17 protein-coding genes are annotated in these 23,755 nt (G+C 70.2%); 11 read left to right on the top strand and 6 right to left on the bottom strand.

The features are described 5' to 3' along the window. Positions 1-100: 100 nt before the first annotated feature. From HS109_03435 to HS109_03420, 4 genes are all read right to left on the bottom strand, one after another. A complete protein-coding gene (locus HS109_03435) occupies positions 101-2,230 on the bottom strand; it encodes a bifunctional (p)ppGpp synthetase/guanosine-3',5'-bis(diphosphate) 3'-pyrophosphohydrolase (protein ID MBE7521421.1) in 2,130 nt (709 codons plus the stop codon). A gap of 20 nt (positions 2,231-2,250) precedes the next feature. Then, positions 2,251-2,475: a DNA-directed RNA polymerase subunit omega gene (locus tag HS109_03430; GenBank protein ID MBE7521420.1), complete on the bottom strand. Its 225-nt coding sequence runs from the start codon at positions 2,473-2,475 to the stop codon at positions 2,251-2,253. A gap of 4 nt (positions 2,476-2,479) precedes the next feature. Then, positions 2,480-3,121 (bottom strand): guanylate kinase, encoded by a 642-nt coding sequence (gene gmk, locus HS109_03425; GenBank protein ID MBE7521419.1) that lies wholly within the window; start codon positions 3,119-3,121, stop codon positions 2,480-2,482. A 250-nt stretch (positions 3,122-3,371) separates the two neighbouring features. Continuing rightward, positions 3,372-4,241: a YicC family protein gene (locus tag HS109_03420; protein MBE7521418.1), complete on the bottom strand. Its 870-nt coding sequence runs from the start codon at positions 4,239-4,241 to the stop codon at positions 3,372-3,374. A 158-nt stretch (positions 4,242-4,399) separates the two neighbouring features. Here HS109_03420 and HS109_03415 point away from each other — a divergent pair, with 158 nt between their 5' ends. The 5 genes from HS109_03415 to sixA all read left to right on the top strand — a co-directional run bounded on the left by HS109_03415 (position 4,400) and on the right by sixA (position 9,993). Beyond that, positions 4,400-5,338, top strand: a complete 939-nt coding sequence (locus HS109_03415; GenBank protein MBE7521417.1) for a serine/threonine protein kinase — start codon at positions 4,400-4,402, stop codon at positions 5,336-5,338. A 191-nt stretch (positions 5,339-5,529) separates the two neighbouring features. Further along, a complete protein-coding gene (locus tag HS109_03410) occupies positions 5,530-6,447 on the top strand; it encodes a serine/threonine-protein phosphatase (protein ID MBE7521416.1) in 918 nt (305 codons plus the stop codon). 119 nt (positions 6,448-6,566) lie between these two features. Beyond that, positions 6,567-7,295: a DNA polymerase III subunit epsilon gene (dnaQ, locus tag HS109_03405; protein ID MBE7521415.1), complete on the top strand. Its 729-nt coding sequence runs from the start codon at positions 6,567-6,569 to the stop codon at positions 7,293-7,295. A gap of 149 nt (positions 7,296-7,444) precedes the next feature. Further along, positions 7,445-9,541: a polyphosphate kinase 1 gene (ppk1, locus tag HS109_03400; protein ID MBE7521414.1), complete on the top strand. Its 2,097-nt coding sequence runs from the start codon at positions 7,445-7,447 to the stop codon at positions 9,539-9,541. Beyond that, a complete protein-coding gene (gene sixA / locus HS109_03395) occupies positions 9,541-9,993 on the top strand; it encodes a phosphohistidine phosphatase SixA (protein ID MBE7521413.1) in 453 nt (150 codons plus the stop codon). Before ppk1 ends, sixA begins: the two co-directional genes overlap by 1 nt. Positions 9,994-10,249: 256 nt before the next feature. On the opposite strand, the gene HS109_03390 is transcribed toward sixA, so the two are convergent. Next, positions 10,250-11,731 (bottom strand): Ppx/GppA family phosphatase, encoded by a 1,482-nt coding sequence (locus HS109_03390; GenBank protein ID MBE7521412.1) that lies wholly within the window; start codon positions 11,729-11,731, stop codon positions 10,250-10,252. A gap of 85 nt (positions 11,732-11,816) precedes the next feature. On the opposite strand from HS109_03390, the gene ilvA reads away from it, so the two are divergent. From ilvA to HS109_03360, 6 genes are all read left to right on the top strand, one after another. Beyond that, positions 11,817-13,331 (top strand): threonine ammonia-lyase, biosynthetic, encoded by a 1,515-nt coding sequence (ilvA, locus tag HS109_03385; GenBank protein ID MBE7521411.1) that lies wholly within the window; start codon positions 11,817-11,819, stop codon positions 13,329-13,331. Between the two features lie 268 nt (positions 13,332-13,599). Beyond that, complete coding sequence (locus tag HS109_03380; GenBank protein ID MBE7521410.1) at positions 13,600-13,962, top strand: response regulator; 363 nt, start codon at positions 13,600-13,602, stop codon at positions 13,960-13,962. Between the two features lie 38 nt (positions 13,963-14,000). Then, positions 14,001-14,366, top strand: a complete 366-nt coding sequence (locus tag HS109_03375) for a response regulator (protein MBE7521409.1) — start codon at positions 14,001-14,003, stop codon at positions 14,364-14,366. Positions 14,367-14,382: 16 nt separating this feature from the next. After that, the gene (locus HS109_03370; protein MBE7521408.1) at positions 14,383-14,904 is read left to right on the top strand and encodes a chemotaxis protein CheW; all 522 of its coding nucleotides are present in this window, start codon (positions 14,383-14,385) and stop codon (positions 14,902-14,904) included. 45 nt (positions 14,905-14,949) lie between these two features. After that, positions 14,950-17,157, top strand: coding sequence for a type IV pili methyl-accepting chemotaxis transducer N-terminal domain-containing protein (locus tag HS109_03365; protein MBE7521407.1), 2,208 nt, complete (start codon positions 14,950-14,952; stop codon positions 17,155-17,157). A gap of 151 nt (positions 17,158-17,308) precedes the next feature. Beyond that, complete coding sequence (locus HS109_03360; GenBank protein ID MBE7521406.1) at positions 17,309-23,134, top strand: Hpt domain-containing protein; 5,826 nt, start codon at positions 17,309-17,311, stop codon at positions 23,132-23,134. 41 nt (positions 23,135-23,175) lie between these two features. Here the strand turns inward: HS109_03360 and HS109_03355 are convergent, their stop codons facing one another. Further along, positions 23,176-23,631, bottom strand: a complete 456-nt coding sequence (locus tag HS109_03355) for a hypothetical protein (protein MBE7521405.1) — start codon at positions 23,629-23,631, stop codon at positions 23,176-23,178. Positions 23,632-23,755: the final 124 nt, after the last annotated feature.

Here is a 23,755-nt window from a genome sequence, read left to right as displayed (position 1 = left end):
TTCGTGCCGATGCGAGCGAAAGGTGTCGGCCTGAAGGCCGACCTACCGATGGGGATGTGGGTCGGGCTTCAGCCCGACGAGGCGCAAGCCGGGCGCAGACTCAGGTCCGCGCGCGCCCCAGCCGCTTGACGTCGGGCACGCGGCGCATCGCGCGCATCACCTGCGCGAGGTGGCGGCGGTCGCGCACCTGCACGCCGAAGAACATCGCGATCACGCTGCCGCCGTCGGGACGTTCCATCGACACGGAATCGATGTTCGACCCGGCGTCGGCGATCGCGGTCGCGAGGTCCGCGAGCAGGCCGCGCCGGTCGGTGACGACGAGACGCACGCCCGCGTCGAACACGCCCTGCACGTCGGGCGACCACTCGATGTCGACGATCTCGACCTGGTCGATGCGCTGGCGCTTGAGCGACGGGCAGTCGCGCAGATGCACGGTGAGTCCCTGGCCCTTGCGGAACTGGCCGAGGACCGCGTCGCCGGGGATCGGCCGGCAGCACTTCGCGTACATGATCGCGATGCCCTCGACGCCGCGCAGCGTGAGCGCGCCGGCCTTCGCGGGCGGGAGCGGCGCGTCGGCGGCGCCCTTCGCGCCGCTCCGGGTCAGCGCCTGCGCGACGACGAACGACAGGCGCTTGCCGATGCCGATGTCGGCGAGGATGTCGATCTGGCTCTTCGCGCCGTACTCGCGCGCGAGCGCCTCCCAGCGCTCCCAGGTGATCGACTCGGGCTCGACCTTGAGCGTGGCGAGCGCCTGGGCGAGCAGCCGCTCGCCCAGCGCCGCCGATTCCTTCTGCTGCAGGCCCTTGAGGAAATGGCGGATGCGCGAGCGCGCCTTGCCGGTCGCGACGAACGCGAGCCACGACGGGTTGGGGCGCGCGGTCGGGGCGGTGAGGATCTCGACGTGGTCGCCGTTCTTGAGCTCGGTGCGCAGCGGCAGGAGTTCGTAATTGATCCGCGCGGCGACGCAATGGTGGCCGATGTCGGTGTGCACGCCGTAGGCGAAGTCGACCGCGGTCGCGCCGCGCGGCAGCGCCATGATCTTGCCCTTCGGCGTGAAGACGTAGATCTCCTCGGGGAAGAGGTCGCCCTTGACGTGCTCGAGGAACTCCTTGCTGTCGCGCGACTCGCTCTGGATCTCGAGCAGGCTCTGCAGCCACTTCGAGGTCTCGCGCTGCGCCTCTTCGAGGTCGAGCGCGCCGCCCGACTTGTAGAGCCAGTGCGCGGCGACGCCCGCCTCGGCGACCCGGTGCATGTCGTGCGTGCGGATCTGCGCCTCGAGCGGAGTGCCGAACGGGCCGAACAGCGTCGTGTGCAGCGACTGGTAGCCGTTCGCCTTCGGGATCGCGATGTAGTCCTTGAACTTGCCGGGAATGGGCTTGTAGAGGTCGTGCAGCACGCCCATCGCCGCGTAGCAGCGCGCCTTGTCCGCGACGAGCACGCGGGCGCCGTAGATGTCGAACACCTGCGCGAACGTGTAGCGCTTCTCGCGCATCTTGCGGTAGACCGAATAGACCGTCTTCTCGCGCCCGCTGACGGTCGCGTCGATCCCGGCGTTCGCGAGCCCCTGCCGGATGGATTCGATCAGGCGGTTCATCACCTCGCGCCGGTTGCCGCGCGCCGCCTTGACCGCGGCGGCGATGATCCGGTAGCGCATCGGGTGGAGCTGCTTGAACGACAGGTCCTGCAGCTCGAGGTAGAGGGCGTTGAGGCCCAGCCGGTTCGCGATCGGCGCGTAGATGTCGAGCGTCTCGCGCGCGATGCGCTTGCGGTGCACCGGCGCCATCGCGTCGAGCGTGCGCATGTTGTGCAGACGGTCGGCGAGCTTGATCAGGATGACGCGGACGTCGCGCGCCATCGCGAGCAGCATCTTGCGGAAGCTCTCGGCCTGCGCCTCCTCGCGCGTGTCGAACGCGATCTGGTCGAGCTTCGAGACGCCGTCGACCATGTCGGCGACGCTCTTGCCGAACGTCGTCTCGAGCTCGGTCTTGGTGACGCGCGTGTCCTCCATCACGTCGTGGAGGAGCGCGGCGGCGAGCCCCTGCGCGTCGAGCCTCCACTGCGACAGGATGCTCGCGACCGCGAGCGGATGGGTGATGTAGGGCTCGCCCGACTTGCGGAACTGGCCGCGGTGGGCCGATTCGGAGAAGTCGAACGCCTGCTCGACCAGGGCGAGGTCGGGAGCGCCCAGGTAATGACCCAGGTGCCGGGTGAACTCGGCGATCTCCGACACGGTCGGAGCCCCGGGGTTCGCTACCCCGAAAGCACCGGCGTCGGCGGCGCCTTGTGCAGCATCTCGATGCCGACCTTGCCCGCGGCGACCTCGCGCAGCGCGATGACGGTCGGCTTGTCGCGATCGGCGTCGAGCAGCGGCGTCGAGCCCGCGGAGATCTGGCGGGCGCGGTTGGTGGCGGCGAGCGTCAGCTCGAACCGGTTGGGGATGCGCTCGAGGCAGTCCTCGATCGTGATACGGGCCATGGTGTTACCTCGACGGGTCGGTGAGTTCGGAGAGCGTGCGCGCGTGGCGGACGAACTGCCGCGACGCAGCGAGCCGCGCCGCCCGCACGATCACGGAGAGGTCGTCGACGGCCCTCGCAAAGTCCTGATTCATAATAACATAATCGAACTCTGCCGCATGGCGCATCTCTTCGCGGGCGGCGTCGAGCCGGCGCGCGATCACCGCGGGGCTGTCCTGGCCGCGCTTTTCCAGGCGCTCGCGCAGCGAGTCGATCGACGGTGGCAGGATGAAGACGAGCACCGCGCCCGGGACGAGGCGCCGCACCTGCAGCGCGCCCTGCCAGTCGATCTCGAGCAGCACGTCGGCGCCCTGACGGACCTGGTCGGAGAGCCAGATCGCCGAGGTCGCGTACCAGTTGCCGTGGACGTGCGCGTGCTCGAGGAAGGCGCCGGAGTCCTTGAGCGCCATGAAGCGCGGCACGTCGACGAAGTGGTAGTGGGCGCCGTCCTGCTCGCCGGGGCGCGGCGGGCGCGTCGTGTAGGACACCGACAGCTTGATGCCCGGTTCGCGCTCGAGCAGGGCGCTCACCAGGCTCGTCTTGCCGCCGCCCGACGGCGCGGCGATCACGAAGAGGCAGCCCGAGGTGCCGGGGCTCTGGGTGGTGATGGTCACTTGGCGAAGGCCGGATCGGCGCGAATGAACCGGGCGGCGCAGGCGTGAAAGGGGCGATTCTACCGAGGATGCGCTTACGTGCGGCGCACGGCGGCATGTCGAAACCCGGCGGTGCGCCGGGTGCGCCGCGCGAATCGCGCGGAAGCGCCGGACGGATTTCGGCCGGATGGCAGGTCACGGCGTCCGGCATCCGGGCGATGCCGCGCGGGCCGGGGTACCTGCCATCGCAGGCACGGCCGGAGAACTACTCGATGTTCTGCACCTGCTCGCGCATCTGCTCGATCAGCACCTTGAGCTCGAGCGCGGCGCGCGAGACCTCCGCGTCGACCGACTTGGAGCCGAGCGTGTTGGCTTCGCGGTGGAGTTCCTGCGCGAGGAAGTCGAGCCGCTTGCCTGCCGCGCCCCCGGTCGCGAGCACGCGGCGGAACTCGGCGACGTGCGCGCCCAGCCGCTCGAGTTCCTCGTCGACGTCGACCTTGGTGGCGAAGAGCGCGAACTCCTGCTTCATGCGCTCCTCGTCGGGATCGAGGCCGGCTTCCCTGAGGCGCGCGTTGAGCTTCTCGGTCCAGGCGGCGTGCGCCGCGGGGATGCGCGGGGCGACGCGCTCGACCTGCGCCGCGATCTCGTCGCAGCGCACGGACAGGATGCCGGCGAGTTTCGCGCCTTCGCGCGCTCGTGAGGCGGCGAGTTCGCCGAGCACCTCGTCGACGAGCGCGTGTGCGCGGGCGGCGAGTTCGTCCGGATCGGCCGAGGGCTCGGTGAGCACGCCCGGCCAGCGCAGGACCTCGTTCACCGACATCGGCGTCGCGCCGGGGACGAGCCGGGCGACCTCGGCGGCCGCTGCGGAGAGTGCCTTGACCCGGTCGGAATCGACGGCGAGCCGCGTCGAGCCGCCGGGCGTCGACCGGTTGAGGGCGAGCCGCAATTCGACCTTGCCGCGCTTCAATTGCGCGGCCATCCTCTCGCGCAGCGAGGGCTCCAGGGCGCGCAGCTCGTCGGGCAGGCGGAGCGACAGGTCGAGGTAGCGGTGGTTGACGCTGCGAAGTTCCGCCACGAGCGCCGCCCCGGGGACCTCCGCGGAAGCTGCCGCGAAGCCGGTCATGCTGACGATCATCGCGGGATTCCGCCGGATTTCGACACGTTTTCCGACTTTACAGAGGGCTCGGGCATCGGGAGAATGTATGCGTTATCCCGACCCCGCGCAAGGGACGGGGACGTGCACTGGCACGCGTCTTGCGGCATTGACGCGGCACCCTAGCCCCGAGACCGCGAATGCCCGTCACCAACCAGGCGCTGCCGAGCGGCTACCAGCTGCTGAACTACCGGATCGACCGGCAGATCAGCCGCGGCGGCTTCTCGATCGTCTACCGCGCGTTCGACGACGCCGGGCAACCGGTCGCGATCAAGGAGTACCTGCCGAGTTCGCTGGTGCTGCGCACCGAGGGCGACCTCGTGCGGGCATCGTCGGCCGAGAACCTGACTTCGTTCCGCTACGGGATGAAGTGCTTCTTCGAGGAGGGCCGCGCGCTCGCGAAGATCAATCATCCGAACGTCGTGCGCGTGCTGAACTTCTTCCGCGCCAACGAGACGGTGTACATGGTGATGCGCTACGAGCGCGGGCGCACGCTGCAGCAGCAGATCCAGATGCGGCAGGACCAGATGTCGGAGCGCTTCGTCCGGCACGTGTTCATGCACCTCCTGAACGGCTTGCGTGAAGTGCACACGCACAAGCTCCTGCACCTCGACATCAAGCCGGCCAACATCTACCTGCGCACCGACGGCAGTCCGGTGCTCCTCGACTTCGGCGCGGCGCGCCAGACGCTCACGAACACGCGTCCGAAGCTCGCGCCGATGTACACGCCGGGGTTCGCCGCGCCGGAGCAGTACCGCGATCCGGACCGCCTCGGGCCCTGGACCGACGTCTACGGCGCGGGCGCGTCGATGTTCGCCTGCCTCGCGGCGTTCGCGCCGCAGGCCGCCGATGCCCGCGTGCAGGAGGACCATCTGGTGTCGGCCAAGCGCATCTGGGCCGGCCAGTACTCGGACAACCTGCTCGAGGTCGTCGACTGGTGCCTGAGGCTCGATCCGCTCGAGCGCCCGCAATCGGTGTTCGCGCTGCAGAAGGCGATCCGTGACATCCCGCCCAAGCGCCGCAAGCTCTCGTTCATCGGGAACCTGAAGCGCGTGCTGTTCTCCGAGATCGGCGCCTGAGCGGCCGTCCCGCCCCGGAACACGAGCGCATGCGCTAGAATCGGCGCCGCCTGCCACCCAACCACGACCTTCGCGAAGGGGAGCGCGACGTGATCGTTGCGGGACACGCCGACACCGGTGCGCGACGCGCCGAGGTGCCGGCGCCCCCGGCGACCGCCGGCGCCCCGCGCGGCTGAGCGCGACGCGCTGCCATGCGCTTCACCATCTTCCAGGAATCGCGCAAGGGCTCGCGACGCCTGAACCAGGATCGGATCGCCTACACCTACGGGCGCGACACGCTGCTCCTCGTCGTCGCGGACGGCATGGGCGGGCACGCGGGCGGGGAGATCGCCGCGCAGATCTGCGTGCGGCTCTTCGTCGAGCGCTTCCAGCAGGAGGCGAAACCGGTCCTGCGCAATCCGCTCAAGTTCCTGCAGGACACGATGCTCCGGGCGCACGCCGCGCTCGGCTCCTACGCGAACCAGTTCTCGATGCTCGAGACGCCGCGCACGACCTGCGTCGCGGTCGTCATCCAGGCCGGTTACGCGCATTGGGCGCACGTCGGCGACTCGCGCTTCTACCTGTACCGGCAGGGCGGAATCATCGGCGCTACCAAGGACCACTCGAAGGTCCAGTACCTGGTCGACCAGGGCATCATCGGCGCGGGCGAGGTCGCGCAGCATCCCGACCGCAACAAGATCTTCAGTTGCCTGGGCGGCCTCGTCGACCCGGTGATCGACCTGTCGAAGCGCACGCCGCTTCGCAACGGCGACGTCATGGTCCTGTGCACCGACGGACTGTGGAGCGTGATGCCGCAGCACGAGATGGCGAACTGGCTCACCTCGCAGCCGATCCTCAAGGCGGCGCCGCAGATGATGCGGGAGGCGGAGAAGCGCGGCGGACCGGACGGCGACAACCTGTCCTTGATCTGCGTGCGCTGGGGACCGGAGACGATCACCGACGAACCCTCGACGATCACCGAGACGATGGGCCTGGGCGAGTTCCAGACCCAGATCGACCGGACCATCACCCTCACCGATCGCAAGGGCACGCAGCGCGACCTGACCGACGACGAGATCGAGCACGCGATCACCGAGATCCAGGCGACGATCCAGAAGTACCGCAAGTAGTTCAGTTGACAGTTGACAGTTGACAGTTGGCAGTTATCAGTTGACCGTTGCCAGTGGGCAGTCACCCCGTCATCGACGGGCGCATATACTGTCAACTGTCAACTGACTACTGGCAACTGATGCGCCAGCTCATCATCGACACCGAGACCACGGGCCTCGACCCGCGGCAGGACCATCGCGTGATCGAGTTCGCCGCGCTCGAACTCGTCGACCGCCGGCCGACCGGACGCACGCTGCACCTGAAGCTCGACCCCGAGCGCGAAATCGACCTCGGGGCGACCGAGGTGCACGGCATGACCTGGGACGACCTGCGCGGCAGGCCCACCTTTCGCGACGCAGCCGCCGAGATCATCGAGTTCGTGCGCGGCGCCGAGTGGATCATCCACAACGCGCCGTTCGACGTCGACTTCCTGGACGTCGAGCTCGCGCGCATCGACGCGCCGGCGTGCGGCACGCTCGCGACCCGGATCGTCGACACGCTCGCGATGGCGCGAGAGGCGTTTCCGGGCAAGCGCAACAACCTCGACGCTCTGTGCGAGCGGTTCGGCGTCGACCACGCGCAGCGGACGCTGCACGGGGCGCTCCTCGACGCGCAACTCCTCTCCGAGGTCTATCTCGCGATGACGCGCGGCCAGGACTCGCTCGCGATGGACCTGCCGCGCGCCGCCTCCGGCGCCGCGGACGCTCCCGGCGCGGCGCCCGCCGGCCCGAGGCCGGCGGTGATCGTGCTGGCGCCGACGCCGGAGGAACTCGCCGCGCACCGTGCGTACCTCGACGCGCTCGACACGTCGAGCAAGGGCCGCTGCCTGTGGCTCGCGCTGGAGCGAGAGGCCGGAGAGCCCGCGTGACCGACGACACGCTCTCGCGCAGCCGGGACGAGGCGGCCGGGATCGGACGGCACGACGTGCCGCGAGGGGGGGAGAAGGGCGGCGAGCAGACGCAGCCCGGGAACGAGCCGGACTCCCCGGCCGTGGCCGGCGATGACGCGCCGGCGCCGATGCCGCCGTCCGATTCGATCGCCGTCGACACCTCGCCCATCAACCGCGAATTGTCGGCGATCGCGTTCAACCGGCGCGTGCTCGCGCTCGCGCAGGACGCGACGATCCCGCTGCTCGAGCGCCTCCGCTTCCTGACGATCCTCGGGTCCAATCTCGACGAGTTCTTCGAGATCCGGATCGCGCGGATCATGGACCAATTGCGCACGAAGTCGCCGCCGCCTGGCCAGACGCTCGCGGATCTCCGCGCGCAGTACGGCGCGATCGCGACGATGGTGCACGCGCTCGTCGACGACCAGTACCGCTGCCTCAATACGCAGGTGTTGCCTTCGCTCGCCTCGCGCGGCGTCCGGCTGATGCGGCGGAGCGAACTCACCGACGCGCAGCGCGCGTGGGTCGCGGCCACGTTCCGCGAGCAGGTGCGGCCGATCCTGACGCCGATCGGGCTCGATCCGGCGCATCCGTTCCCGCAGGTCGGCAACAAGAGCCTCAACTTCGTCATCGAACTGTCCGGACGCGACGCGTTCGGGCGCGAGACCTCGATCGCGATCGTGAAGGCGCCGCGCGTGCTGCCGCGCGTGATGAAGCTGCCGGCCTCGCTCGGCGCGGGCGACAACGCGTTCCTGCTGCTGTCCGCGGTCATCCACGAACACCTGGGCGAACTCTTCCCGGGCCGCGACGTCGCAGCGTATTCGCAGTTCCGCGTCACGCGCGACGCCGACCTGTGGTTCGACGAGGAGGAGGTCAAGAACCTCAGGCAGGCACTGCAAGGCGAACTGCCGCACCGCCAGTTCGGTCTGCCGCTGCGCCTCGAGGTCGCGCAGGGCTGTCCCGAGCATCTCGCGCGCTTCCTGCTCGGGCAGTTCGACCTCACCGAACAGGAACTCTACCGCTGCGACGGGCCGGTCAACCTGATGCGGCTGTCGTCGCTCATCGACCAGGCCGACGACGACGCGTTGCGCTACCGGCCTTTCGTGCCCGGGCTGCCGAAGGCGCTCGAGGACGGCGGCGACATCCTCGCGGCGATCCGGCAGCGCGACCTGCTGCTGCACCACCCGTACGAGTCGTTCGATCCGGTGGTCGAGTTCCTGCGGCGCGCGGCGTCCGATCCCGACGTCGTCGCGATCAAGCAGACCGTCTACCGCACCGGCGTCAACTCCACGCTGATGGAGGCGCTGATCGACGCGGCACGGCGCGGCAAGGAGGTCACCGTCGTCGTCGAGCTGATGGCGCGGTTCGACGAGGAGGCGAACATCAACTGGGCGGACCGCCTCGAGCGCGCCGGCGCTCAGGTCGTCTACGGCGTGTTCGGACTGAAGACGCACGCGAAGCTCGCGCTGATCCTGCGCCGTGAGCCCGCCGCGGGTGGCCAACGGCTCGTGCCCTATGCGCACCTCGGAACCGGCAACTACCACCCGAGGACCGCGCGCCAGTATTCGGATTTCGGTCTCCTCACCGCGGATGCGGACCTGTGCCACGACGTGAACGAAGTGTTCCTGCACATCACGAGCCTCGCGAAGGCGGGTCGGATGCGCAGGCTGCTGCTCGCGCCGTTCACGATGCACCGGCGCGTGGTCGAGATGATCCGCCGCGAGGCGCGCAACGCGCGCGACGGCAAGCCGGCGCGGATCATCGCCAAGATGAACGCGCTGGTCGAGGAGGGCGTCATCCGGGCGCTGGTCGCCGCCTCGCAGGCCGGCGTCGAGATCGACCTCGTCGTGCGCGGCGCGTGCTCGCTGCGCCCGGGCGTGCCGGGCTGGTCGGAGAACATCCGCGTGCGCTCGATCCTCGGGCGCTTCCTCGAGCACCACCGGGTCTGGTATTTCGAGAACGACGGCGCGAAGGACGTGTGGCTTTCCTCGGCCGACTGGATGGGGCGCAACCTCTTCCGGCGCATCGAGGTCGCGTTCCCGGTGCTCGACCCGGTCGCGAAGCAGCGCGTGATCGACGAGGGCCTCCTCGTCTATCTCGCCGACAATCGCGACGCGTGGCTCCTCGACGCGGGCGGCCAGTGGACGCGCGCGAAGCCCGCGGGACGCGCGAAGGCGCGCGCGGCGCAGGACGAACTGCTCGCGCGACTCGCGGAAGGGCAGCGGTGATGGACCTCGTCTTGTGGCGTCATGCGGAGGCCGAGCCGGGCGAGCCGGACCTCGGCAGGCGGCTGACCGCGAAGGGCCAGAAGCAGGCCCAGCGCATGGCCGCATGGCTCGACACGCGCCTGCCCGAGTCGACGCGCATCCTCGCCTCGCCGGCCGACCGCGCGCAGCAGACCGCGCTCGCGCTCCGGCGCAGGTTCCAGACCCAGCCCGAAATCGCCCCGGGCGCGAGCGTCGCTTCCCTGCTCGCGTGCGCCGGCTGGCCCGACGCGCCCGTCCCGGTGCTCGTCGTCGGGCATCAGCCGACGCTCGGGCAGGTGGCGGCGACGCTCCTGTCGGGCGAGGCGGCGGCGTGGTCGGTGAAGAAGGCCGCGGTGTGGTGGCTGTCGAACCGCACGCGCGGGGGCAGCGAGGGTGTCGTGCTCAAAGCCGTGATCGGGCCGGATCTCGTTTGATCGGTCGGAGCCCGTGGGTCGGGCTTCAGGCCGACGGGTTCCGATGCCGTGGGTCGGCCTTCAGGCCGACGGGGAGCGTGCATGTCGGTTACTGAAGCCCGACCCACAGGCGCGGCACTTGTCGGGCTGAAGCCCGACCCACGGGCGCGGTACTTGTCGGGCTGAAGCCCGACCCACAGGCGCGGCACTTGTCGGGCTGAAGCCCGACCCACGGGAGCGATGGTGGGTCGGCCTTCAGGCCGACACCTGCCTCCGCTCATCGCCGCCACGGCCAACCGGCATCCGCCCACTCGCGGCGCTCCTTCGCGAGCAGGTGGGCGGTCAGCGGGTGCGCGCGCAGCCAGCGCTCGGGCAGTCCGACCCTGAACGCGCGACCGGTTCCGATGCGGATGCGCGGCGTGTCGATCGGCTGGCGCGCGTGGTGAAACAGCACGGCGAGACGCAACGAAAGCACCTGCGCGCGCAGGCTCGCGTCGTCGAGGAGCGGCGCGACCTTGTCGAGCCCGCCGCGGCAGCCCAGCACCAGCATCGCGAGCCAGTGCTGCTCCTGGCGCGAGAAACCGGGCATGTCCGCGTTGCCGAGGATGTAGGCGCCGTGCTTGTGGAAGCCCAGGTGCGACACCGTGTAGCCGACCTCGTGGAGCAGCGCCGCCCACGCGACATGGCGCTCGACGTCGGGGTCCGGCCGCGTGATCGCCTGCAGGTAGAGCCGCTTCGCGAGCGCGGCCACGCGCTCGGCGTGCGGCCGGTCCACGTGGTAGCGCTCGACGAACGAGGCGACCGTCACCTCGCGGCTGTCGCGGTGCTCGCGCCTGCCGAGGAGGTCGTAGAGCACGCCCAGGCGCAACGCGCCGCCGACCGGGTTGATGCGCGCGATGCCGAGTTCGTCCACCGCAGCCGCCATGACCGCGAATCCGCCGGCCAGCACCGGCGCGCGCTCCGGCTTCAGGCCTTCGAGCTTCAGGTGCCTCGCATTGCGGGCGGCGACCATGCGCTTGCGCAACCGCGCGAGCCCGCCCGGCGTGATGCCGCCTTCCGAGAATCCGTTCTGCTCGAGAATGTCGGCGAGCGCGAGCGCCGTGCCCGACGACGCGTAGGCGTCTTGCCAGTGGCGGCGCGAGTACTCGCGCGCGATCGCCTCGATCTCGACCTGCGCGTGCGTCTCGGCGGCCTCGAGCGTGTCGGCGTCGAGCGAGCCGTCGGCGAAGAAACGGCGCGTCATCGTGACGCAGCCGAGCTTCAGCGACTCGAGCCGCTCGGGATTCATCCCCCGGCCGATGATGAACTCGGTCGAGCCTCCGCCGATGTCGACGACGAGCCTCGGGGTATCGGTGGCGGGCAGCAGATGGGCGACGCCGAGGTAGATGAGGCGCGCCTCCTCGTGCCCGCCGATCACGTCGATCGGGAAGCCGAGCGCGGCCTCGGCGCGCGGCAGGAATTTCGCGACGTTCTTCGCCACGCGGAAGGTGTTGGTCGCCACCGCGCGCACCGCGCCCCGGTCGAAGCCCCGCAGGCGCTCGCCGAAGCGCGCGAGGCAGGCGATGGCCTCGCGTTGCGCGATCGGCGTCAGGTTGTCGCGGTCGTCGAGTCCGGCGCCCATCCGCAGCGTCTCGCGGACCGTGTCGAGCCGGTAGATCTGCCCGCCCTCGACGCGGCCGATCTCGAGGCGGAAGCTGTTGCTGCCCATGTCGACGACCGCGAGGATCGTCGGGGCGGCGGCTGCGGGGCGTCGTCTCATGGCGCCGAAGCCTAGCAGATGCGCCGGCGCGGGCGAGGCGCCCGGTGCGGCGTGCTAACCTCGGCGATCCGCGGGATGCACGGCCATGGCGATCGATTACCTGAAGAAGATCCTGAACGCGAAGGTCTACGACGTGGCGGTCGAGACGCCGCTCGACCTCGCTCCCACGTTGTCGCACCGCCTGGGCAACCGCGTGCTGCTGAAGCGCGAGGACCAGCAGCCGGTGTTCTCGTTCAAGCTGCGCGGCGCCTACAACAAGATGGCGCACCTGTCCGCCGCGGACCGCGCGCGCGGCGTGATCGCGGCCTCCGCGGGCAACCACGCGCAGGGCGTCGCGCTCGCCGCTCAGCGCCTCTCCTGCGAGGCGACGATCGTGATGCCGGTCACGACGCCGCAGATCAAGATCGCGGCGGTCGAGGCCCGCGGCGCGAAGGTCGTGCTGCACGGCGATTCCTACAGCGACGCCTACGAGCACGCGCTCGAGTTGCAGCGCAGGTCGGGCGCGACCTTCGTGCACCCCTACGACGACCCCGACGTGATCGCGGGCCAGGGCACGATCGGAATGGAGATCCTGCGCCAGCAGCAGGGACCGATCGACGCGATCTTCGTCGCGATCGGCGGGGGCGGGCTGATCGGCGGCATCGGCGCGTACGTGAAGCGGGTGCGGCCCGACATCCGCATCGTCGGCGTGCAGCCGGAGGACTCCGACGCGATGGCGCGCTCGCTCGAGGCCGGCCGGCGCGTGAGTCTGCCCCACGTCGGTCTCTTCGCCGACGGCGTGGCGGTGAAGCGCGTGGGCAAGGAGACCTTCCGCCTCGCGCGCGAAGTCGTCGACGACATCGTGCGCGTCGACACCGACGCCACCTGCGCGGCGCTGAAGGACGTCTTCGAGGACACGCGCTCGATCCTCGAGCCGGCGGGCGCATTGGCGATCGCGGGCGTCAAGGCCTGGGTCGAGCAGCACCGCACGAAGGACCGCACTTACGTGGCGATCGCCTGCGGTGCGAACATGAACTTCGATCGGCTCCGCTTCGTCGCCGAACGCGCCGAACTGGGTGAAGCCCGCGAAGCGGTCCTCGCGGTGACCATTCCGGAACGTCCGGGAAGCTTCCGCGAGTTCTGCCGGGTCCTCGGCAACCGGTCGGTCACCGAGTTCAACTACCGCTATGCCGACGCCTCCGTGGCCCATCTCTTCGTCGGTGTCGAGGTCGCGGGCCGCCGCGAGAAGGACCGCCTGCTCGCCGACTTGAAGCGCCGCCGGATCGACGCGGTCGACCTCTCGGACAACGAGATGGCGAAGCTGCACGTGCGCTACCTGGTCGGCGGGCACGCCCCGCAGGCGCGGGACGAGATCCTCTACCGGTTCGAGTTCCCCGAGCGCCCCGGGGCGCTGATGCGCTTCCTCGACAGCATGAGTGCCGGCTGGAACATCAGCCTCTTCCACTACCGCAACCACGGCGCCGACTACGGCCGCGTGCTGGTCGGCATGCAGGTGCCGCCACGGGACAAGGCGGAGTTCCGGTCGTTCCTCGCCCGGCTGGGCTACGACCACGCCGACGAGACGGCCAACCCGGCTTATCGCATGTTTCTCGGGCGATAGGCGCGAATCCGAGACCCGGTTCCCGGCCTCAATTTCGGCATCCTGTGCCGCTACGCGTCAGGCGGCGCCGCATGAAACTTGCCGGGATGTTGCATTCCGCGCAAAACCCGCGGACCAAGCCGATTCCGGCAAGCTTTATGCTCTGGTCAGGTCCGGTCCGGCGTGGCAGACTCGACCACGCCCCCGTTGGCGCGCCCTTGGCGCCGGGGGTCCGGGCCGTTCGGGAGGGGGTTTGAGCGATTCCAGCGCATTGTCGGGCGTCAAGGTGATGGTGATCGACGATTCGAACACCATTCGCCGCAGCGCCGAGATCTTCCTGCTCCAGGCCGGATGCACGGTGATCCTGGCCGAGGACGGGTTCGACGCGCTCGCGAAGATCGCCGACCACCACCCCGACCTCGTGTTCGTCGACATCATGATGCCGCGGCTGGACGGCTACCAGACCTGCGCGCTCATCAAGAAGAACGCGAGGTTCCAGGCGACGCCGGTGGTCATGCTCTCGTCGAAGGACGGACTCTTCGACCGGGCGCGCGGGCGGATGGTCGGGTCGGACCAGTACCTGACGAAGCCGTTCACGAAGGAGAGCCTGCTGAAAGCGGTGGCCACCCACGTGAACCGCGCGACCGCGTGACCGGACGCGTGCGGGCTTCGCGACACGAGCGCACGAACATGCCGATTCGCAAGATCCTGATCGTCGACGACTCGCCCACCGAGCGTCATGTGCTGAACGACCTTCTCACCAAGGCCGGCTACGAGGTCGTCGCGAGCGACAACGGCGAGGACGCGATCCAGAAGGCGAAGTCGGTGAAGCCCGACCTGATCCTGATGGACGTCGTGATGCCGGGCCTGAACGGCTTCCAGGCCACGCGCGCGATCTCGCGCGACCCGGACACGCGCGCCATCCCGGTCATCCTGTGCACGTCGAAGAGCCAGGAGACGGACAAGATCTGGGGCATGCGCCAGGGCGCCCGCGACTACGTGGTCAAGCCGGTGAACCGCGACGAGCTGCTCGCGAAGATCGCCGCGATCGACTGAACCCGATCCCGACGCCATGGCCCGCGCCGCGAAACTCGACCTGCGCTCGTTCCAGCAGGAACTCGCGACCCGGCTCGCCAGCAAGACGGCCGCCCAGGTCGAGAGTTCGCGTCTCGGACTCGCCTGCGGCGGCGACCGGTGGCTCGTGCGCCTCGCCGACGCGGGCGAGGTGGTCGCGCTGCCGCCGGTGACGCCGGTGCCGCACACCCGGCGCTGGCACATGGGCGTGGCCAACGTCCGCGGCAACCTCTACAGCGTGGTCGACTTCGCGCGCTTCCTCGGGCGCGAGAGCGAGGGGGCGCTCGGCCAGGCGCGGCTCATCCTGTTCGGGCCGCGCGCCGGCGACCTCAACGCGGGGATCGTCGTCGAGCGGGTGCTCGGCCTGCGCAACCTGGCCGAACTCGCACCGTCGGTGTCACCCGCAGGCGCGCCCGCGTGGTATGCGCAGCGCTGGATGGATGCCGACGGGCACGCGTGGCAGGAGATCGACCTGTCGCGGCTCGCCCGTGACGACGCATTCCTGCAGATCGGTGCCTGACGCTTGGGCGACGCGCCGCGAGCGACGAAAGATTCGGGAGGATTCATGGCGTTCAAGATGCCCAGCCTGTTCGGAGCGAAGCCCCCGGCGGTGCCCGCCGACGACCTCGACCTGCCGACCACGCAGGTGAAGATGGCGGCCCAGGGCGAGACCGGCTACGACCCGCTCGCATCCGCGTCGGTGATGGACCAGGTGCGCGCGGCGCCCGCGGCGCCGAAGGTGCCGGGACGGCTGCCGATCATCGGTTCGATGGCGGTGGTGAAGCAGTTCCAGGTGCTCGGAACGCTGCTCGCGCTGTTCCTCGTGTTCGCGGCGTTCATGGTGTTCCTCGAGAACCGCCAGTCGACCCAGGCGTCGACCGCGGCGTCGGTCGCGACCGAAATGCAGATGCTCTCGCAGCGCCTCGCGCGCGGCTCGGCGCTCGCGTCGCAGGGCCAGGCGGCAGGCTTCCCCGCGGTGGCCGACAGCCGCGAGCGCTTCCGCACCAACCTCAACACGCTGATCAACGGCGGAACGATTCGCGGCGTGTCGCTCGATGCGGCCTCCGACCTGCAGGCGATCGACGTGCTGAACGGGCTCAAGGCCCGCTGGGACAAGGTCGACGCCTCCGCGGAGCGCCTGGTCGCGAACCAGGAGAGCCTGACCTCGCTCGCGAAGGGCCTCGACGCGATCAACCAGACCAACGCCGGGCTCCTCGAACTCGCGCAGCAGGCCGCCCTGCAGATCGGCGCCGCCGGCGGGTCGCTTCGCGAGGTCGACTACGCCAACCAGCTCGCGGTGCTGTCGCAGCGGATCGCGAAGAACGCCAACGCCCTCGCGTCAGGAGAGGAAATCGACCCCGAGGTCGCCTTCCTGATGGGCAAGGACACCGGCGTGTTCCGCGACATCCTGAACGGCCTGCAGCGCGGCAGCGACGCGCTGAAGCTCCAGGCGATACGCAACGACGATGCGCGCGCCACGCTCGCCGAGCTCGCGAAGCGGTTCGCGGCGTACGACGCGGGTGTGGCTGCGATCCTGCAGAACATGCAGCGGCTGACGATCGCGAAGCAGGCCGCGCGCTCGATCAACGCCGAGGCCGATCCGCTGCTGAACGACTCGATGAAGCTCGCGGGCATCTTCGAGGGCGGCGGCGGCTTGACCCGCACGTTCACGCTGTGGGCGGCGATCATCTTCGCGCTCCTCGCGCTCGCCTGCCTCGTGCTGCTCGGCAAGGTGTTCCTCGACGACGCCCGACTGCGGGCGTTCGACAGCGAGACCGAGAACAAGCGGAACCAGGAGGCCATCCTGCGGCTGCTGAACGAGATGGGCAACCTCGCCGACGGCGACCTGACGGTCCAGGCGTCGGTGACCGAGGACGTGACCGGCGCGATCGCGGACTCGATCAACTTCACGATCGAGGAGCTGCGCACGCTGGTGCGCGGCATCAACTCGGCGACCGACCAGGTGACGCGCGCGACGCAGGAGACGCAGTCGATCTCGAACCGGCTGTTCGAGGCGTCGCAGCGCCAGAACCGCGAGATCCAGCAGGCCTCGGCCTCGGTGCTCCAGATGGCGCAGTCGATCAACGAGGTCGCGCAGAACGCGTCGCAGTCGGCGAAGGTCGCGCAGCTCGCGCTCGGCGCCGCGGAGAAGGGCGGGCACGCGGTGCAGAACCAGATCTCGGGCATGAACGAGATCCGCACGCAGATCCAGGACACCTCGAAGCGGATCAAGCGTCTGGGCGAGAGCTCGCTCGAGATCGGCGAGATCGTCGAGCTGATTTCGGACATCACCGAGCAGACCAACGTGCTCGCGTTGAACGCCGCGATCCAGGCGGCCTCCGCCGGCGAGGCGGGCCGCGGGTTCACGGTGGTCGCCGAGGAAGTGCAGCGGCTGGCCGAACGCTCCGGCGAGGCGACGAAGCAGATCGAGGCGATCGTGAAGACGATTCAGGCCGACACGCAGGACGCGGTGGCGGCGATGGAGAAGTCGACGGTCGGCGTGGTCGAGGGTACGAAGCTCTCCGACGCCGCCGGCCAGGCGCTCGCCGAGATCCAGCGCGTGTCGCGCGAACTCGCCGACCTGATCGGCCGGATCTCCGCGCAGACGCAGATGCAGTCGACGTCGGTGTCGGACGTGACGCGGGGCATGCAGGGCATCCTCAAGATCTCCGAGGAGACGACCGAGGGCACCAAGCAGACGAACGTGTCGATCGGACAGTTGACGAAGCTCGCCGCCGAACTCCGGTCGTCGGTCGCGGGATTCAAGGTGTAACGAGTGCCGGGTTCGACCTTCCGGGCAACGGCAAGGGGCAACGGACAAAGGAGGAGGAGAGGGCGACCGTTGGTTGCGTCTGGCGCGCTTCATGCTGATGAAGGTGGGATGTGCGCCTTTCTGACTTCTGTCTTCTGACTTCTGTCTTCTGATGACGGAATCCGCTCCCGACTACGACCTGGGACCGCTGTCCTGGGTGCAAGGCGAGATCGACCAGGCGATCGCGCGGGGGCTCGACGCGCTTTCGACCTACCGCGCGCATCCCGACGACGCGTCCGCGCTCCGCCAGGCGCGCACGCAGGTCCACCAGGCGGCCGGCGCGATCCAGATGGTCGGGCTCGACGCGGTCGTCGCCTACACCGACGAACTGGAACGCCAGCTCGCCGAACTCGAGTCGATGCCGCGCGACCGGCAGCCGGCGGCGGTCGACGTGGTCGATCGCGCCTGCCGCAAGCTTCGCATCTTCCTCGACGAGCTCGTCAAGGGCGTCGCGCCGGTTCCCCTCAAGCTTTATCCCGAGTACGAAGCGATGCAGCTCGCCCGCGGGATCAAGGCGGCGTCGCCGACCGAGCTCTTCTATCCGGATCTCGCGCCGCGCGCGCCGAAGATCCCGCCGCGCGAAACGATTCCCGCGAACCGGTTGCCGTCCTACCTCGTCAAGCAGCGGCGCGCCTACCAGCGCGGCCTTCTCTCGTGGCTGCGCGGAGACGCGGCGGGCGCGACGACGATGCGCGAAGCGGTCGTCGCCATCGAGGACGCGACGACGCATGGAAGTCTGCGGACGTTCTGGTGGACCGTCGGCGCCCTGTTCGAGTCGATCACCGGCAAGGGGATCGAGCCCGGTTTCGGCGTGAAGCAGCTCGCGGCGCGGGTCGACCTGCAGATCCGCCGCGTCGTCGAGGGCAGCGCGAAGGCGGCCGATCGCCTGCGGCGCGAGGTGCTCTACTACGTCGCGATCAGCGCGCCGGTGGGTCCGCAGGTCCAGGCCGTGCAGCGCGCGTTCAGGCTCTCGGGGCTGATTCCGACGGCGGAAGCGCTCAACGCCGACCTCGTTCGCATCCAGCCGATCCTGCGCGAGGCGCGCGAGCAACTCGCCACGGCCAAGGACGCCTGGCTCAAGTTCGCCTCCGGCCGCGCGGAGAACCTGCCCAAGCTCAAGGCGACGCTCGCCTCGGTGCACACCAAGGCCGCCGAGGTGAAGCACGGCGCGCTGATGCGCCTCACCTCGACGCTCGTCGAGCGGCTCGACCGGATGCCGACCGCAGGCGTGTCCGAGATGCTCGCGATGGAGTACGCGACCGCGCTGCTCCTCGCCGAGAGCGCGTTCGAGAACTACTCGACGCTCGCGCCCGATTTCCCGAAGCAGGTCGACGCGATGGTCGCGCGGCTCGACACGGCGCGCTCCGGACGCACCGGACACGCGGTGGCCGCCCCCGCGCTCGACGAGATGAGCAAGCGCGCGCAGGAACGCGTCCTGGTCGCGCAGGTCGGCCGCGAGATCCAGGCCAACCTGAGGCACATGGAGCAGGTGCTCGATGCGTTCTTCCGCGACAACGGCAAGCGCGCGGATCTCGCATTGCTCACCAAGGACTGCCAGCAGGTCCGCGGCGCGCTCACGATCCTCGGGCTCGACGAGGCCGAACGGCTCCTCGCCTCGTGCCAGCAGCAGATCGAGCACTACGCGAATCCCGAGACACCGGTCGGCAACGAGGATCTCGAAAGTCTCGCCGAGGCGCTCTCCGGCCTCGGGTTCTACGTCGAGGCGGTCGAGCAGCAGCGGCCCGACCGGGATCGACTGATCGCCCCGCTGATCGCGAAGCGGCTCGGCCAGGCGAGCGCGCCGAAGGTCGAGGACGGCGAATCGGTCGAGGTGGCGGTGGCGCGGCTGCGCGGGATGCTCCCGGCGCTGGTCGAGGAAGCGCGGCGCGCGCCGTCCGACCCGGCGACACGCGAGGCGTTGCGGGTGAAGCTCGCGGGGCTGCGCGACGACGCGGAGCTCATCGGCGACCGCGAACTGGTCGCGCAGGCCGGCGACGCACTCCGCGAACTCGAGGGCGGCTCGGTCGCGGCACTGGCGGAAACCGCCGCGGCGATCGCGGACACCGGCGCCGCTCCGGCACCGGAGATCTCGGAGGAAACGCGGCGACTGCTCGACACCGACGCCAAGGGGCTCGACGCCGAACTCCTCGACATCTACCTGACCGAAGCTACGGAGGTGCTCGATTCGATCGGCGACCAGTTGCGCGCGCTCGACGAGAACCCCGGCGACCGCGAGGCCCTGCGGACCGCGCGTCGCGGCTTCCACACGCTGAAGGGCTCCGGTCGCATGGTGGGCCTCGAGGATCTCGGCGAACTCGCGTGGGAGGTCGAACGGGTCCACAACCGCCTGCTCGACGAGGAGCGAGCGGTCACCCTGCCGGTGCGGGAGCTGATCCGCGTCGCGCAGGCGTCGTTCCGTGTCTGGGTGGGCGAGCTCTCGTCGAAGGGCCGCGTGTCCGCCGATCCGTCGGCGCTGCGGGCCGCGATCGCCGCGGTCGAGGCGGGATTCCCGTCGGGCGGGGCTGCCGCCCCCGCACCGCCCGTCGCCGAAGTGATCGACATCGCGGTGCCCTCGTTCGAGGAGCCCCCGCCCCCTCTTGAAGCCGCGGCCGACTCCCCGCCCGAAGCCGACCTGATCGAGCTGCCGGAGCTGGGAGTGGCCGCGACGCCGGTCCGGATCGACGTGATCGACGGCGACGACTCGCAGGCGCCGGATCGCGCGCCCGGACCGCCGGTGCTGAAACTCGTCGCCGACAATACGCACGCTGTTCCCTTCGAGGACGAGACGCACGCCCCGCCTGTCGAGGACGAGACGCACGTCGCGCCTGTCGAGGACGAGGCGCACGCCTCACCTGTCGAGGACGAGGCGCACGCTGCGCCGGCCGTCGAACCGCCGGCCGAACCGTTGGTCGAGGAGATCGACGTCGGCGGCGTGCGCATCGCCGCGCCGCTCCACCGGATCCTCGTCGACGAATCCGAGGAGCACCTGGCGCGGCTCGACCACGAGCTGTCGCTCCTGCAGTTCGACCCGGGTGCGGTGCCCTCGTCCGCGATGATCCGGGCGGCGCACACGCTGTGCGGCATCCATCGCACCAGTGGATTCCCGCTGATCGCGGGGCTCGCGAAGACGCTCGAGCTGTCGCTGGCGGCGCTCGAGCAGACCGGCCCCCCGCTGCCGAGCGCAGCCCAGCCGGCGATCGCGCGCGGCGTCGCCGCGCTCCGCGCGCTCGCCTCGCGCGTGAAGGCAGGCGAGGGATTCGACCGGTTCGACGGCGAGGAGTGCGCGCTCGCCGACGCCGAACTCGACGCGCTTCGGCGCGAACTCGCGAGCGCGGAACCCGAAGACATCGAATCGCTCGCCGAGCGGGCGGAAGACGCGGCGGACGACACGGACGGTCCGGCGCCGACCGAGACCGTGCTCGCCGAAGTCGTGCCGTTCGCGCCTGTGCAGCCGCCCGCGGCCGTCGCGGTCGTGCCCCTGCCCGACGTCGTGGTTCCCGCGGCGTACGTCGATCCGCTCGAAGGCGTACGCGACGTGGTCGACGACACCGTGCTCCCGATCTTCATCGAGGAGGCCGACGTCCTGTTCCCGCAGGCCGGCGAACAGGTGCGCGCCTGGCGGCGCGCCCCGTCGGATCGCGCCGCCCCCGCCGAACTGCGGCGCGTGCTGCACACGTTCAAGGGGAGCGCGCGCATGGCCGGCGCGATGCGGCTGGGAGAACTCGCGCACCGGATGGAAGCGCGGCTCGGGCCGCACGAGGAGCCGCCCGCCGGCGCGCCCGCCCTCTTCGAGGCGCTCGACGCCGACCTGGACGACATCGCGTTCCTGCTCGACGGCCTGCGCGTCGGACGCCGGAACCTCGAGCTCCCGTGGGTCGCGCAGGCGAAGGCGGCCGCCGCGCCCGCGCCGGTCGAAGACGAGATTCCGCCCGCACCCGAGACTTCGTCCGCGGCGCCTCTGTCGGCGGCCGAAGTCGTGGAACCGCCGGCGATCGAGGCTGCCGCGATCGTGGCGCCCGAATTGCCGTTCGTGCCCGCCGCGGCGACCGCTCCGGCGTCGCCCGCGACACCCGCGCCGACGACGGCGGTCGCGCACGACACGCCGGATACGGAGAGCGCGGCGCGCGCGATGCTGCGCGTGCGCGCCGACCTGATCGATCGCCTCGCGAACGAGGCGGGCGAGGTCGCGATCGCCCGCGCGCGCGTCGAAGGCGAGCTCCGTGCGCTCAAGTCGAACCTGCTCGAGCTGACCGGCAGCGTGATCCGGCTGCGCGGCCAGGTGCGCGAGATCGAGATCCAGGCCGAGTCGCAGATCCAATCGCGCATGAGCGCGGTGCAGTCGGTGCAGGAGGGCTTCGACCCGCTCGAGTTCGACCGCTACACCCGGTTCCAGGAGCTGACCCGCTCGCTCGCCGAGGGCGTCAACGACGTGTCGACCGTGCAGCAGTCGCTGTTGAAGAACCTCGACGACGCGGACGCCGCGCTGCTCGCCCAGGCGCGCCTGTCGCGCGACGTGCAGCAGCGCCTGTTCTCGATCCGCACCGTCCCGTTCGGCAGCCTGTCCGAGCGCCTCTACCGGATCCTGCGCGCGACGGCCCGCGAACTCGACAAGCGCGCGAACCTCGAGATCGTCGGAGCGCAGACCGAGCTCGACCGCTCGGTGCTGGAGAAGCTCGTCGGCCCGCTGGAGCACCTGCTGCGCAATGCGCTCGACCACGGCCTCGAGCCGCGCGACGTGCGCGTCGCCGCAGGCAAGCGCGAGACCGGCGAGATCACGCTGACGGTGCGCCAGGCCGGCAACGAAGTGATGATCGAACTGGACGACGACGGACGGGGCATCGACCTCGAGCGCGTGCGCCAGCGGGCGGTCGAGGTCGGCATGGTCGCGCCCGACGCGCAGCCGACCGAAGCGCAGCTCGTCGAGTGCATCTTCCGTCCGGGCTTCACGACGACCTCGAAGGTGACGCAGATCTCGGGCCGCGGCGTCGGCATGGACGTCGTCCGCGCGGACATCGCCGCGCTCGGCGGTCGCGTCGAGGTCGCGACGCGCCCGGGCCGCGGCACGACCTTCACGCTCTACCTGCCGCTCACGCTGGCGGTCGCGCAGACGGTGCTCGTGCGCGCGGGTGGCCGGCTCTGGGCCCTGCCCTCGCCGATGGTCGAGCAGGTGCAGCAGGTCAAGCCCGAGGCGCTGCTGCAACTCTACATCGCGCGCGAGATCGAGTGGCAGGGCCGCCGGTACCCCTTCCACTATCTGCCGCGGCTTCTCGGCGACGCCGCGCACAATCCCGAGTCCGCGCGGCACAACCCGGTGCTGCTCCTGCGCTCGGGCCAGACGCGCGCCGCCATCCACGTCGACGAGATGGCGGGAAACCAGGAAGTCGTCGTCAAGAACATCGGTCCGCAGCTCGCCCGCGTGTCGGGCATCGCGGGCGCGACCGTGCTCGGCAACGGCGAGATCGTGCTGATCATCAACCCGGTCGCGCTCGCCCAGCGGGCCGACGTCGAGCGCTTCGAACCGAACGCCGAAACGCGTGTCGTGCGCTCGGTCGCGCCCGTGGCGCCGAGCCGTCCGCTCGTCATGATCGTCGACGACTCGCTCACCGTGCGCAAGATCACGAGCCGCCTGCTGCAGCGCGAGGGTTTCGACGTCGTGACGGCGAAGGACGGGATCGACGCCCTCCAGGTGCTCGGCGAGCAGACGCCCGACGTCATCCTGCTCGACATCGAGATGCCGCGCATGGACGGCTTCGAGTTCACCCGGACGATCAAGGCCGACGCGAAGCACCAGCACGTGCCGATCATCATGATCACGTCGCGCACCGCCGAGAAGCACCGCAATCTCGCGCGCGAACTCGGCGTCGACCTCTACCTCGGCAAGCCCTACCAGGAAGAGGACCTCCTCAAGAGCCTGCGCGAAATGCTCGAACTCGTGTAGGCAGGTTCGACGTTCGACGTTCGACGTCCGACGTCCGACGGTCAACGCTCAACCGAAATGCGCAGCGTGTAGGCCGCGCCTGCGGCCCTTTGCGCGGCCTCGTCGGAGAGGGTCACGCGCACCCGGTACTCGCCGGGCTCGGGCAGTCGTCCGCTCCACGAGTTGCCCCGGTTCGCCTGGTTTCGATGGATCGTGCCGCCGTACGGGTCGAGGACGGCGAACCCGGTGTCGGGCGACTTCGTCTCCAGCGCCACGCGCATCGTGCGGCCGCCCTCCAGCCGCACGACGTAGTCGCGTGCGCCGAGATTCGGCCCCTTGAGGGTGCCTTCCAGCGCGACGGCGTTCGCGCCGGGCACGACCTGCACGAGCGTGGAGGGGACGATGGCCTGCGACCGGGCGACGAGCGGCCAGCACGCGCAGGCGCAAACCGCCAGCGCCGCCGCCAGGCGCGCGACCGGCGGGCGTGACGGGAAACCGGGAGAGTCTCGAAGAGGCACGTCGATTCCTCGGAACGGGGCTGACCCTCATGGTGCCCCGGCGTCGGCCGAAAGGGAACCTCGCCGCGGTCTCCGGGTCCGCCGGGCGGCTGTGCACCGCCGCACGACGCGCGGCGCGATGCGC

It is taken from the genome of Burkholderiales bacterium, assembly GCA_015075645.1.
Classification (GTDB): Bacteria; Pseudomonadota; Gammaproteobacteria; order Burkholderiales; family Casimicrobiaceae; genus VBCG01.
Note: the sequence above shows the minus strand (reverse complement) of the source record. Positions and strands in the feature narration are given on the sequence as shown.